The following is a 13714-nucleotide window of genomic DNA, read 5'->3' as shown; positions in this document are numbered from 1 at the left end:
GGCTGACTCGATCCTGGCAGTGTTCGTCGGCATCCGCGCCAGCGTGGTTGCATCGCCGTCACGGGAGCAAAAATAGTGTCGGGCGAAATGCTTAACAGACAAATGCGCCCCAGCAAGGGAGCGGCCGTCGGCCTGACCGCTGCCGAGGCAACGGCGCGGCTCGTTCGCGATGGTCCCAACGAACTTCCCCGCCGTAACCAACGCGCGGCGTGGCGCATTGCGCTGCAGGTCGTGCGCGAGCCGATGTTGGCGATGCTGCTGGCGGCCGGTGGTATCTATCTCCTCCTCGGCGACAGAAGCGAGGCGATCATCCTGATCGTCTTCGCCGGGTTCTCGGTGGCAGTCGCGATCGTCCAGGAAGTGCGGACGGAGAAGGCATTGGCCGCGCTCGGCGAATTGGCTGCGCCCCGCGCCGTGGTGATACGCGACGGCCAGCCGATACGGATTGCCGGCAGGGAAGTGGTCAGGGACGATCTTCTCATCATCGAGCAGGGCGACCGCGTCGCTGCCGACGCCGTGCTGATCGAGGCCGAAAATGTCGAATGCGACGAGTCCCTGCTAACGGGTGAATCGGTGCCCGTGCACAAATATGCCCTCGACTCCGATGCGGGGCCGACGGGCGCCGAAGCCGACCGGGAATTGCGCGGCGGATCGATCGTCACCGCCGGCCGCGGGCTCGCGCTGGTCACCGCGACCGGGAGCGCCAGCCAGATCGGCCGTATCGGCCAGCTGCTCGCGACCGTTGAGAGCCAGGCACCCCGGCTTCAGCTCGAAACCGCTCGGATCGTCCGCCTGTGCGCGATCGGCGGCCTCGGCACCGCGGTGTTGGTCGCTTTGCTCTACGGATTTCTGCGCGGGGGATGGATGAATGCCCTGCTCACCGGGATAGCGACGGCAATGTCGCTGTTGCCGGAAGAATTTCCGGTAGTGCTCACCGTGTTTTTGGCGATGGGCGCATGGCGGATAGCGCGGGTGGGCGTGCTGACGCGCCGCACGGCCGCGATCGATACGCTGGGCGCGGCGACCGTCCTGTGCACCGACAAGACGGGAACTTTGACGCAAAATCGCATGGCGGTGGCGGCCTTTTGGATGCCGGCGGGCGACGTCACGATGGCTGGAGATGCGCCAGGGGACGCCCATGCGGCGTTGTTAAATGCTGCCGCGCTTGCCAGCGCGCCGATCCCGATCGATCCGATGGAGGTGGCCTTTCACCAGGCAGCTGGAAAAACGGGAAGAGCTGTTTCTCCCGAATGGAACCTCGTCCACTCCAACGGCTTGCGCTCCGACCTCCTGGCCATGTCCAACGTCTGGCAGCCGGGTAACGGCGAACCGTTGATGGCCGCGGCCAAGGGCGCACCCGAGGCGATCGCCCGGTTGTGCCGCCTCGACCCCGCCGCGCGTAAGGAACTCGACGCTGCGGCGATGGCGATGGCGTCGGGGGGAATGCGCGTGCTCGGCGTGGCATCGGCGGCCGTGGCGCCGGACAGGGCGACCAGCGAGCATCTCGAGCATGGCTTCACGCTTTCCGGTCTGATCGGCCTGTCCGATCCGGTCCGGCCCGGCGTTGTGGAAGCGGTCGCGCAGTGTCGCGCCGCGGGCATCCGCGTGGTGATGATCACCGGCGATTATGCCAGCACGGCGGAAGCGATCGCCGCCGAGATCGGGTTGGGCGAGGGCGAGACGATGACCGGGGACCTGGTCGCCGCGCTCTCCGATGCGCAACTGGCGGATCGCGTTCGCATGGTGAGCATCTTCGCCCGGACCTTGCCCGAGCAGAAGTTGCGCATCGTCACCGCGCTGAAGGCTGCGGGGGAAGTCGTGGCGATGACGGGTGACGGCGTGAACGACGCGCCCGCCCTGAAGGCGGCCGATATCGGCGTCGCGATGGGCCGGCGTGGCACCGATGTGGCGCGGGAGGCCGCATCTTTGGTCCTAGTCGATGACGATTTCGGCGCGATCGTTCTCGCAATCCGGCTTGGCCGCCGCATCTATGACAATATCCGCAAGGCGGTCGGTTTCATCTTTGCGGTCCATGTGCCTATCGCCGGCCTCGCGCTTCTGCCTCCGCTGTCCGGTCTGCCGATCCTGCTCGGGCCGATCCAGATCGCGTTGCTCGAGATGATCATCGATCCGGTCTGCGCGCTCGTGTTCGAGGCTGAGCGCGACGAACGGCTTATCATGGACAGGCCGCCGCGTGCGCCCGGCGAGCGACTGTTCGCCGCCCCGGTGGTGGTTCGGGCCGTCATCGAAGGAGGACTGGCCTTTGGCCTTCTGGCGGGGGTCGTGGTTCTCGGATTCGCATTGCAGATGCCCGAAGCGAAACTTCGTACGCTGGTCTTCTTTTCGCTGGTTGCCGCCGTCCTGGCGCTGGTGCTGGCGCACCGCTCCTACAGCATGTCGCTCGGCCACGCGCTCTTCCGCCATAATATCACGTTCCGCTATGTACTTGCGGCCATCGTCGCCGGCAGTGGCTTGGTCCTGGAAGTGCCATCGATCGCGCACGCGCTTGGCTTCGCGACGCTGGGTTGGCCCGACCTTGCGATAATCGCGGCCGGCGGAGCGACGCTGTTATTGGCGTTCGAACTGGTCAAGAGGATCGGGGGAAGCCCCGCAAACGATTCCGCGGTCCCTTCTTCAGGGACGCGTCTGCCGGCGCTCCCGGCCGGCTCCGACGACTGAAAACGGCAAGTTGATCAGATCGAAATAGAGCGTCAGCGCGCCGGTGATCGCGCGCGTGGCGGGAGGTCCCTCGCTCTGCTTGAATAGCGTCCTGACGCGATCCGTATCGGCTGCCGCAAGGGCGGCGAACACCAGGACGTCCGTCATGGCGAAGATGAGGTCGAAAACCCCCGAGCGCAGGAGCAGGTTGGCAAGTATCGCCGCGCTCAGCCCCGCTATGGATGCCAGCACGAATTTAGCCGTCGCGGGCAGATCGCAGCGCGCGCGCCATCCGATCAGTGCGATGCAAAGATAGCTGAATGCGCAGGCGAAAAAGGCGATGTCGACACTGGAAATAGCGGTAAGAAAGGCGAGGGCCACGGCTACCGCCATACCGGTCGCAGCGGAGAAGGTCAGGAAGAGCATCCAGGCGATGACGCCGCCCAAGTCCGCGACACGACGATCAAAGGCAAGGACGATCGCCGGCGGCAATGCCATCGCCGCCCAGCCCAGGACCGTCGGTGCGGTTTGGCGGAAAAGCGATCCGTACAGGCTCGGGCTGGAATAGAGCAGAGCCGCCGAGAAACCCGAGAGGATGAGGCCGCTCGCTGCAATGGTGTACACCAGCGCCGCATATTGCGCGATCCATCTCGCGTCGGCGCGAATCCGAAAGGGGTCGATCGTGGCCATGGGCCGGTACCTCCTGACGTCGTTTCTGCGCCGGGCGGCGGCGTCGCGCGATCCGTAATCCTTCGGATAGGGGTCGGGCGAGGGTGGGCCGGGACAAGCTTATCCTGTCACGAGTTCCGCTTCTCGTTTGGCCATCGCCGCCGCGGGAATCGCAGTCGGGCCGTCGACCCGCGCCAACGTGCGCTGAACCATGCGATTCCAGGTCAGCGCGCGCCCATGGGCATAGGCCCGCGCCGCCATCCGCGCACGCAGATCGTCGTCGGCGAGCAACGTGCCCACCGCATCCGCCATTTGCTCGACCTCGTCGAAGCCCACGAGCACGCCTCGCCCATCCGCCAGCAATTCGGTCGCATGGATATAGGGCGTCGAGACGATCGGCTTGCCCAGCGCCGAGGCGTAGGAAAGCGTACCCGAGGTGATCTGTTGCACGTTGCGGTAAGGCGTCACGTAGACGTCCGCCGTCGCCAGACGATCGAGCAAGTCCGCCTCGTCGAGGAAACATTCTTCCCAAAGCACGTTTCGATCGACCTCGAGCTCGCGCGCCATGGACTTGAGCATATCGCGATACCGCTCGCCTTCGTGGGCGACGAGATGCGGGTGCGTCGCGCCGATGACGCGATATACCGTCTCGGGACTCCGGGCGAGGATCGCGGGCATAGCCTGGATCATCGCCTCGATTCCCTTGCCGGGCGACAAAAGACCGAACGTCATGATCGTCTTGCGATCGGGGATTCCTAAGCGTCGCCGCGCGACGAACGGCATCACGAACTCGCGATTGGGGACGCCATGCTCGATGACCGCGACCCTGTCGGCAGGGACGCCATAGACGCGATCGAGCAGCGACCGCGCATGGTCTGCCATGACGACCAGCAGCGATGCACGCGAGGCCAGTCGTTCGAGCACCCGGCGCTGATCGGGGTCGGGCGTTTCCAGCACGGTGTGGAGCGTGACGACGAGCGGTGCCGCGACGGCATCGAGCAGATCGAGCAGATAGGCGCCGGCGGGTCCGCCGTAGATGCCGTATTCGTGCTGCACCCACACCAGATCGGCGGCGCTTGCGTGGATCCGTCGGGCCGCAACGCGATAGGCTTCCCGCTCCTCCTGATCGACCGCCATCGTGACGGCGGGCGGAAAGTCGTATTGCCGGCCTGGATCGACCATCGCGTAGACGTCGATATGTGGCGCGGGCCGCGATGCCGCCAGCGCGCCATGGACATGGGTGGTGAATGTCGCCAAGCCGCAGAGGCGCGGCAGGAAATTACCGATCAGCGCGATGCGGCGGGGCGGGGCCTGGGTCGTCGCGGACGCCCAGATATCGACCGAGCCGTCGGCTGGTGCGTCGACACGTTCCTCAAACATCGCCAATCATCTCCCAGCGTCCCCTATGAGCTAGGCTGCGATCGTTCCGCGCGCGATACGGGAATATACGATGCGCTATGCACCCGTTGTCGCCGCGCCGGGTACCTCTTCCAACGTCTGTTTGACCGCCGCGCGCACTGCCGCGGACACAACGGGGAGCGGGACGTCGGCATCGATCGGGTGCCAGCCCACCGGTTCCGGTACGTGTCGGGCAGACTGAAGTTTCACGACTCCGCTGTTTGCGTCTGACGCGTCGGCCGATCGCCGTTCGACGCGCTCCAATCGCCGACGCTCGCTCGCTTCCAGCCAGCAGCCGACGAACGGCACACGGGCATGCACGGCTACCCGGGCGATCCGCAGCCGTTCCTCGTCGCCGCCAAACACCGCGTCCGCGATTACGAAGCGACCGTAGGAGAGGTGGTAGCGGGCATAATCGTCGAGCAGGTCGTAGACGACCCGATTGGCAAATGGGGAATAGAACGCCGGCGACAGTCGCTCCTCAGGAGGCACGCCAGCCAGGCGCTTGCGCAGCACGTCGCTGCGCAAGATGCGGGCGCCTGGAGCATCACCGAAATCCCCGCCGACCGCCCGCGCGACGGTGGATTTCCCCGTGCCGGAGAGGCCGCCGATGGCGATCAACGCGGCGTCGCCCGGCCGCATCGTCGCTTCGGCGAGCTCGAAATAGAGCTTGGCCACTGCGGCGTCCTCTGGGCTCGCCGTTCGTTCCGCCGTCGCCGCCATTACGTGCGCCCGTACGGTCGCGCGCAACGAGACGAACAGCGCAAGCAGCCGGACTCCATCTTCGTCGCCCGAAACGTCGATATAGCGGTTGAACACGATATTGGCTTCGGCCCGCAGGTTCCGGTGCCAGAGATCCATCAGCAGGAACGCCAGGTCGTACAAGGTATCGGTCGTGGACAATTGCTCGTCGAACTCAAGGCAGTCGAATAGGACAGGGTCGCCGTCGATCAACGCGATGTTGGCGAGGTGGAGATCGCCATGGCAATGTCTGACCCAGCCCTTGCGTCCCCTGCTGTCGAGGATGCCGGCGTGGCGGGCGCAGGCATTGCGCTGTGCAGCGAGAAGATCGGCGATACGGCGTTCGCCGAAAACGGCGCCGAATCCGCCCAGGCTGTCGGCGTTGCCGTCGATTACCCACGCGATATCCATTGCCCCGCTCTGCCGCACGATCGGCTCTGCCTGATCGTGGAACAAGTGGATGCGATCGGCCAGGCGGATCAGCAAAGCGCTGTCCAGCTCACCGCGCTCTGCAACGTCGCTGAGCAGCGCGTTATCGGGGAACCGGCGCATCTCCAGAATCCAGTCGACGGGCTCTCCCGCCCCATCGATGGTAAAGCCGATGTCCGTTCTCGCGATTGGATGGACCGCCAGATACATTTCGGGAGCCGTGCGCCGGTTGAGCCGCAGCTCGGCCTCGAGCGCCGCCCGACGAAATTCGGAGGTCGAGAAGTCGAGATAGGGAAAACGAACCGCGCGTTTCAGCTTCCAGGCTCTGTCGCCCGCCAGAAACACGCTCGCCGCGTGCGTGTCGATGCGCCGGCACCTTCCGTCGGTCGATAACGTACGCTCCAGGAAATCGATGAGCGCGCTCTGCGCTTGCAAACCGTCGGCGGACGGTACGTCGTCGTCGAACGTGAAATCGTCATTGCCAGCACAGGGGATCATCGATCGCCTTTCGTCGTCGCGACTCGGCGGACTAAGGATCGCTGTCTCGGCGCGCGAGCGCACTAAGCAATGATGCTTAATCGCGCTTGCGCCTCCGTCGTCGCACCGCGGCAATCGCAGAATATAAATATTTCACACCCTTGCTGCCTCGTCGCGGCCACCGGCCCTATTTCGGCAGGGTCGGCTGGGTAAGGGAACTTACGAAGTGTCCGCGACCGGCAAGTCGGCGAGGTTCCCACCACCCACTCTGAACATGGAAGGTAGGGCAATGCACGCATTAGCGATCGGTCACGCGGGCCCGGATGCCGCTGCGGCCGTAAACGGTCTCTGGAACGCGGGATATCACTCGATTATGCGTGTCGAGGAGCCCGGCGAAGCGGCAGCGGTAATCGCATGTTTCCACCCGGAGCTCGTCTTCGTTCTGCCGGATGTCGCCCAGTCGGACTCGATGGCCGCGTTGCGAGCCATCGCGAAGGAAGCCGACGCGCCGGTCATCGTCGCGCGCGCCGGAACGGAGCGGGCGTTCGACTGCCTCGGTCCGACAACCGCCCTCGACGAGGCCGATCGCTCGTCGCCGCGTCGAAATGTTCACTTTCCGCTCGCGGCCTGATCGGATTTTTAGCGTGATGCGTATCAATGCGGATAGCGGTAGTACCGAAGCGGCCTTATCGGTTCCCCATGACCATGATGACATTCAGAGCATGACGACCAAGGCGGCAACCCCGGGCCTGGGCCGCGACGTGATCCTCGTCGAGGACGACGATGCGTTGCGCCGCTCGCTGCAACTGCTGCTCATCGGCCAAGGCTATCACGTCCTCGCCTTTTCACAGCCCGAGGCGGCTATCGCTTCATCGGCCTCGCTCGCTGCCGCATGCCTGGTGATCGACTATGTCCTGCCGCGTCACAACGGCATCGAGACGCTACGGATGTTTCGCGCAAAGGGCTGGCAGGGACGCGCGGTGTTGATCACGGCGTTTCATTCACCCGGGCTACAAGATGCCGCCGCCGAGGCGGGATTTGCGGCGGTGCTTCCCAAGCCGTTCCGGACCGATGATCTGGGCCGGGCAATGGGAGACGGATGAGCGCTAGGTAGCGCAATCGTCATCAAAATAGGCCATTCGCCTTTGTTTCGCGCGCGATACATGTTATCGAGGCGCCGTAATTTAATGAGGTTGCGCGATCCATCGGGGCTATGGACGTTAGGCGGGTTTTCGCACCCGGCCGGGCCTGGGTGGGCTACGGTCTTGCGACCGTAGCGGTTGCCGTCGCGGCGCTGGTTCGGTTCGTCTTCGAGCCGTGGCTGGGCGGGCGGGGCCATTTCCAGTTCTTCACGGTTGCGATCCTTTTCGCAGCGATCTTCGCCGGGCGGGGAGCGGCTATCTGGTCGGCCCTCGCCGCCATCATGATCATTCACGCGCTGGGCTGGTCGAGCGGTAGTTTTTGGTCGGTCGAATTGCTGGCATTCGCCATAGCCGCCATCGCCGTCATCTGGATTGCCGGATTCGTGACGTCCTTGCGGCGCCAATCGGAAGAAAGCGAGCAGCGCGCGGCACGCCGCTTACGACGAGCCGACGATCTGGCCGAGGAGCTCAACCTGCTGATCGACGGAGCCACCGGATATGCGATCTACATGCTCGACCCGCAGGGCAACGTGACGATCTGGAACAAGGCTGCCGAACGCCTCAAAGGCTGGAGTGAAAGCGAAGTCGTCGGTCGTCATTTCACGCTTTTTTACCCCGAAGCCGCGATTGCAAATGGCAAGCCTGAACACGACCTCGCCAGAGTGTGCCGGGAAGGGCGGTTCGAGGAGGAAGACTGGCGCGTTCGCAAGAATGGATCGGAATTCCTGGCGCATGTCACGATGACCGCGCTCTACGACAAGGAAGGGCAACTCAAAGGCTTCGGCAAGGTCATCCGCGACGTGACCGATCAGCGAGCCAACGAGCGCAAGCTCGGCGCCAGCGCGTCGCATGTCCGGTCTATCCTCGCGACGGTGCCCGATGCCATGGTGGTAATCGACGAAGCCGGCAAGATCCTCTCGTTCAGCAGCGCCGCCGAACAGCTGTTCGGCTATGCCGAAGCAGACGTGATCGGCTCCAACGTCAGTCGTTTGATGCCCTCGCCCGATCGGGAGCGCCACGATTCCTACCTGCGCCGCTATCTTGAAACCGGCGAGCGGCGGATCATCGGAACGGGACGCGTCGTCACCGGACTGCGGCGCGACGGCACGGTCTTTCCGATGGAACTGGCAGTGGGTGAAGCAATATCCGACGGCGACCGCGTGTTCACCGGCTTCGTCCGCGATCTGACCGAGAAGCAGGCGGCGGACCAGCGCATCGAGCAATTGCGATCCGACCTCGTCCACGCTGCGCGGGTGAGCGCGATGGGCACGATGGCCTCGACCCTGGCGCATGAACTCAACCAGCCGATCACGGCCGTCGCCAATTTCGTCAGCGGCGTTCGCAATCTGCTCGAGGATTATAATCCGGACGATCGCGCGATGATCGATGGCGGCCTGGCCGAGGCCTATGAGGAGGCGTTGCGCGCCGGCGGGATCGTCCGCCGCCTGCGCGAATTCGTCTCGCGCGGAGAGGTGGAAAAGAGCGTCGAGGATGTTCACGACTTGGTCGAGAGCGCGTCGAAGCTGGCACTGATCGGCGCGCGGGAGAAGGGCGTGGAGGCGCGATTCCGGCTCGATCCGGTCGCTCGGAACGTTTTGGTCGACAAAATCCAGATTCAGCAGGTGCTGATCAACCTGATGCGCAACGCGATCGAGGCGATGTGCAATTCCGTCACCCGAGTGCTGACGGTGTCGTGCGTGCCCGATGAGGAGGGATTCCTGCGGGTCAGCGTTTGCGATACCGGCCCCGGCGTCGCGCCCGAGATAGCCGAAAACCTGTTTCGCGCCTTCAACAGCACCAAGAGCAGCGGGCTTGGCCTGGGGCTGTCAATCTGCCGGACGATCGTCGAGGCCAATGGGGGACGGATCTGGATGGAGCGGGCGGCCGGTGGCGGGGCCTGCTTCCACTTCACCTTGGTGCGTGCCGATCTGGAGATGGTGGAATGACCGACCGTCCTCTCGTGCACGTAGTCGACGACGAAGACGGCGTCCGGCGCGCGACCAGCTTCTTTCTGAAGACGTCGGGCTATGCGGTGCGGACCTGGGAATCGGGCGTGGCGTTCCTGAACGAGGTCCGCCATGTGGAAGACGGTTGCATCCTGCTCGATGTGCGCATGCCGGAGATGGACGGGCTGGAAGTCCAGCAGCAGCTCAACGACCGTGGGGTCACCATGCCGGTGATCGTCCTGACCGGCCATGGCGATATCGCGATCGCGGTCAAAGCGATGAAAGCGGGGGCAGTCGACTTCCTGGAAAAACCGTTCGAGACGGACGCGTTGGCAAAGGCGATCGCGCACGCGTTCGAACGCCTCGCGTCCTCGGCCGACATCGCCACCCGTGCCGCCGAGGCCGAGGTGGTGCTCGGTGTGCTTACCAGCCGCGAGCGCGACGTGCTGCAAGGGCTGGCGCAAGGCTATCCCAACAAGACGATCGCCTACGATCTCGGCATTTCGCCCCGCACCGTCGAGGTGCATCGCGCCAACATCATGGCCAAGCTCAAGGCGCGTAGCCTTTCCGAGGTCTTGAGGATCGCCTTTGCCGGTGGGTTGGGGGAGGGCCGGTCCTGACGCGTTCGCGCCTGGACATGGCGAACGTCTTCAGGCCCTCCACCGCCGCCAGATACAGCAAGACGAGCAGCGCGATCGTTGCCAGAATGACCGCACCCGGTCCTTCGAAACCGAGTAGCGCCGCAAACGGCAAATAGGGCAGCGCCAACGCCACGGCCAGGCACGACAATGCCGACACGGCCAGCGCGGGGTGCGGCCAGTCGCGCCAAAAGCGCCCGCGGGTGCGAATGATGAACACCACTAGAATCTGCGTGGTCATCGACTCGATGAACCACGCCGCCCGGAACGTCCCGACACTGGAATGGAATATCCAGGTCAGCGCGACGAAGGTCGCGATGTCGAACAGCGACGACAGAGGGCCCATGATCAGGGTGAAGCGCACCAAAGCGGACATGTCCCAGCCGTGCGGGCGCGCGATCTCCGCCGGGTCCGCGCGGTCGAACGGGATACCCGTCTGGGAGAGATCGTAGAGCATGTTGTTCAGCAGGACCTGCACGGCGGTGAGCGGCAGGAACGGCAGGAACACCGATGCCAGTGCCATCGTCAGCATGTTGCCGAAATTGGAACTCGTCCCCATGCGGATGTACTTCATGATGTTGGCATAGGTACGCCTGCCCTCCATGACGCCATCGGCGAGCACGTTGAGATCGGGGGCAAGCAGGATCATGTCTGCCGCCTCTCGCGCGACGTCGGTTGCGCCGTCGACCGACAGTCCGACATCGGCCGCCTTGATGGCGGGCGCGTCGTTGATGCCGTCACCGATAAAGCCGACGGTGTGGCCGCGCGCCTGCAGCGCCTTCACGATCCGCGACTTCTGGTCGGGCGTCACCCGCGCGTAGATGTCGACCGATTGGGCACGGGCGGCAAGAGCGGCATCGTCGAGCGCGTCGATCTCCGGGCCGGTCAGCACGCCGGCGACCGATAGCGAAAGCTGGCCGACCAGATGCTGGACGACCATGGCGGCGTCGCCAGATATCACCTTGATCCGCACACCCGTCGACTGGAGGCGGGCGACGGCACCGGTCGCGCTCGATTTGGGCGGGTCCATGAACACGCACAGGCCCAGGAACACCAGCCCGTCATCGTCGTCGGTGTCGATCCGCGCGCGTCCCTTGGCATCCTTCCAGGCGATCCCGAGCATCCGCAGGCCCTGCGCGGCATGGCGGTCATGCAGCGCCAGGATTGCCTCCCTTCGACCTTGGTCCAGCGCGCCAATCTTGCCTGCGCGATCCTCGGCGCGATCGCAAAGCGCCAGCACGGTTTCGGGCGCGCCCTTGACGATCTCGATGCGGCGACCGTCCTTTTCGGCAAGGACGGATACGCGGCGTCGCCCGAAATCGAAGGGGCGCTCGTCCAGCTTGATCCATCCGTCGAGCGAATGCCCGGCGGTGTGGGCGAGGAGAGCGTCATCGAGCGGGCTCTTGAGGCCCGTTTCGAACCGCGCGTTGATCGCGGCAAATTCGGCCACTCGGGCGCAATCGACGCCGTCAGTGCCGGGATGCCCCGTCATCGTGATATGGGCCTCGGTAAGCGTACCGGTCTTGTCGGTGCAAAGGACATCCATCTCGCCGAGGTCGTGGATCGCCGAGAGCCGTTTGACGATGACCCGTGCCTTCGCCAGGCGCTGGGCTCCGCGTGCCAGCGCGATCGTCATGATCATCGGCAGGAGTTCGGGAGTCAGGCCGACGGCGAGCGCCATGGCGAAGAGGAACGACTCGACCGGCGGTCGCCTCAGGGCGAGGTGACTGAGGAGGACGAACAGCACGAGGAACAAAGTCAGCCGGACGATCAGGATGCCGAGTCGCCGGATTCCACGCTCGAATGCCGTTGGCGGCTGATCCTCGCCGAGCGCCTTCGCGATCTTGCCGAACTGGGTGTGTGCGCCGGTCCCGACGACCACCATCGTAACCGTGCCGCCGATCACCGAACTGCCGTGGAGCAGAGCGTTGGGGGCTTCGCCCATCGTCGATGTTTGCTGGGGCGCCGGGCTTTTCTCGACCGGATAGGGCTCGCCGGTCAGCGCCGCCTGGTTGACCTGCGCCGCATTGGCGTCGAGCACGATCCCGTCGGCCGGGACGAGATCGCCCGCCGATAGCTTGACGATATCGCCGGGCGCGAGTGTTTCGACCGCCAGATCGCATGGCTCGCCGTCGCGCAGCACTGTCACCGTGAGCGCGATCGAGCGTCGCAGCGCCTCTGCAGCCGCTTCGGCACGGCGCTCCTGCACGATATCGAGTCCCGTCGACAGCAGCACGACCGCAGTGATGATGACGAAACTCGCAAGGTCTCCGGTTGCCCCGGCGACCGCGGAGGCGACGAGGAGGATCGCGACCAGGGGATTGGCCAGGCGCCGCGCCAGGTCAACGAGAAGATGGCGACGGCGACGCTCGTCGAGGCGGTTGGCACCGTAGAGTTCGAGTCGCCGCGCCGCCTCGGCCGCCGACAGACCTTCGGGAGTTGCTTCGAGCGCCGCGAGCGTGTCGGGGGCCGGCCGATTCCAGAAGTCTGGCGGCAGGTCCATCATCGGTGCTTGCAGGTGAGCAAATGCCGGGATTGAAGATCCATGATCCAGCCTCTCGTGATCGGCGGCATGTTCGGGCTTGGCGCGTCGATCGTGGCGGTCGAATTCGTCAAGCTACCGTCGCCCGGCGATGGCCTATTTGCGCAACCGGCCCATCTGCTTGCGGTGAGCGATATTGTGCAGGACGCTGCATATCATGCGTGCCCGCTCTTCCGCACGCGTCAGGCACTCGGCCGCATAGTCGGGAGAAAGTGGCGACACGATCGAGCCGAAATGCTCGTGCTCGGAGCTTGCGAAGCCGAGCGTCCCTTCGAGATAATAATCGAACGCCTCGCGCAAACTGTACCAGAGGCCCCTCTCGGCCAACCATGGCAAAGATGCGCCGGAGGTGGTCAACAGGACAAACTGCTTTCCGGACAAAGCCTCTTGCTGCTTGTTGCCGTGGACAGCCTTGATACTCAGCCCGGCACCCAGCACACGGTCGACATATCCCTTGATGATAGCGGGCGGCATGCCGAACCAGATGGGATAGACCAGGGTGATGCTGCGGCTTGTCCTAACGAACGAAAGCTCGGTCTCGACGTCCGGCGACAGGTGAAACTCGGCCGCGTCCGGCCGCTCTTCGGCCTTCAAGAGCGGATCGAAGCCAATCGCATAAAGGTCGCGCGTCACCGACCGCTGGCCACATTCGGCGACAGCGGTGGCATAAGCGTGCGCGATCGAATGGCAGAAGCTGTCCGCCGAGGGATGGCCGACGACGATCAGATGCTGGATGTCCCGGTCGGGATCCGTTCTACCGGCAAAACCGCCCTCGACGGGTTCGGCTGCGGTGCGCGTTGGTGCCCCAGGCTGCGTGCCTTTCCGGTCGACCAGATCGTCCTGCATTTCCTTGCTCCACTTCGCCGGCAAGGTAACATCGCGGGCAAGGCGTGAAGCTTCGCAATATCCCGTATGACCGCGTTTTTTTCCCGGCCGCGTGCAGACGGACGGCCGGAAAAGCTGCCCTCGAAGCGAAAAGGTCGCAGGCAGCGCCTCTCGATCACCATCCGCTCAAACCGCGGACACTGCCGGTACGGAAATGTACGAATGGTGTCCTTCAGGCCAGCGCGCAAC

The 13714-nt window shown here is 64.7% G+C and carries 10 protein-coding genes; 5 read left to right on the top strand and 5 right to left on the bottom strand.

The genetic code is table 11. The features are described 5' to 3' along the window. Positions 1–102: 102 nt before the first annotated feature. Positions 103–2679: a cation-translocating P-type ATPase gene (locus tag SPR01S_RS00910; RefSeq protein ID WP_084250831.1), complete on the top strand. Its 2577-nt coding sequence runs from the start codon at positions 103–105 to the stop codon at positions 2677–2679. Here SPR01S_RS00910 and SPR01S_RS00905 read toward each other — a convergent pair. The 3 genes from SPR01S_RS00905 to SPR01S_RS00895 form a co-directional block, all read right to left on the bottom strand. Continuing rightward, positions 2635–3348, bottom strand: coding sequence for a Bax inhibitor-1 family protein (locus SPR01S_RS00905; protein WP_066583571.1), 714 nt, complete (start codon positions 3346–3348; stop codon positions 2635–2637). The genes SPR01S_RS00910 and SPR01S_RS00905 overlap by 45 nt on opposite strands. Before the next feature lie 99 nt (positions 3349–3447). Continuing rightward, positions 3448–4707 carry a glycosyltransferase family 4 protein gene (locus SPR01S_RS00900; RefSeq protein WP_066583569.1) on the bottom strand — a complete coding sequence of 420 codons (1260 nt, stop codon included), beginning with the start codon at positions 4705–4707 and terminating at the stop codon, positions 3448–3450. A 75-nt stretch (positions 4708–4782) separates the two neighbouring features. Beyond that, a complete protein-coding gene (locus SPR01S_RS00895) occupies positions 4783–6393 on the bottom strand; it encodes a bifunctional aminoglycoside phosphotransferase/ATP-binding protein (protein WP_066583745.1) in 1611 nt (536 codons plus the stop codon). A gap of 268 nt (positions 6394–6661) precedes the next feature. Here SPR01S_RS00895 and SPR01S_RS00890 point away from each other — a divergent pair, with 268 nt between their 5' ends. The 4 genes from SPR01S_RS00890 (at position 6662) to SPR01S_RS00875 (ending at position 10080) form a co-directional block, all read left to right on the top strand. After that, on the top strand, positions 6662–7003 hold the full coding sequence (locus SPR01S_RS00890; RefSeq protein WP_066583567.1) for an ANTAR domain-containing protein: 342 nt from the start codon (positions 6662–6664) through the stop codon (positions 7001–7003). Then, positions 6978–7475 carry a response regulator gene (locus SPR01S_RS00885; RefSeq protein WP_245661817.1) on the top strand — a complete coding sequence of 166 codons (498 nt, stop codon included), beginning with the start codon at positions 6978–6980 and terminating at the stop codon, positions 7473–7475. The genes SPR01S_RS00890 and SPR01S_RS00885 overlap by 26 nt, the downstream gene beginning before the upstream one ends. A 110-nt stretch (positions 7476–7585) precedes the next feature. Beyond that, on the top strand, positions 7586–9460 hold the full coding sequence (locus SPR01S_RS00880; protein ID WP_066583564.1) for a PAS domain-containing sensor histidine kinase: 1875 nt from the start codon (positions 7586–7588) through the stop codon (positions 9458–9460). Beyond that, positions 9457–10080, top strand: a complete 624-nt coding sequence (locus SPR01S_RS00875) for a response regulator transcription factor (RefSeq protein WP_066583562.1) — start codon at positions 9457–9459, stop codon at positions 10078–10080. Before SPR01S_RS00880 ends, SPR01S_RS00875 begins: the two co-directional genes overlap by 4 nt. On the opposite strand, the gene mgtA is transcribed toward SPR01S_RS00875, so the two are convergent. Then, complete coding sequence (mgtA, locus tag SPR01S_RS00870) at positions 10010–12604, bottom strand: magnesium-translocating P-type ATPase (protein WP_084250830.1); 2595 nt, start codon at positions 12602–12604, stop codon at positions 10010–10012. The genes SPR01S_RS00875 and mgtA overlap by 71 nt on opposite strands. Before the next feature lie 132 nt (positions 12605–12736). Then, positions 12737–13486, bottom strand: a complete 750-nt coding sequence (locus SPR01S_RS00865; protein ID WP_157081821.1) for an NAD(P)H-dependent oxidoreductase — start codon at positions 13484–13486, stop codon at positions 12737–12739. Positions 13487–13714 lie beyond the last annotated feature (228 nt).

The sequence above is a fragment of the Sphingomonas pruni NBRC 15498 genome (assembly GCF_001598455.1).
Classification (GTDB): Bacteria; Pseudomonadota; Alphaproteobacteria; order Sphingomonadales; family Sphingomonadaceae; genus Sphingomonas; species Sphingomonas pruni.
The sequence above is the reverse complement of the archived record's forward strand: the minus strand, read 5'-3'. Positions and strand labels throughout refer to the sequence as shown.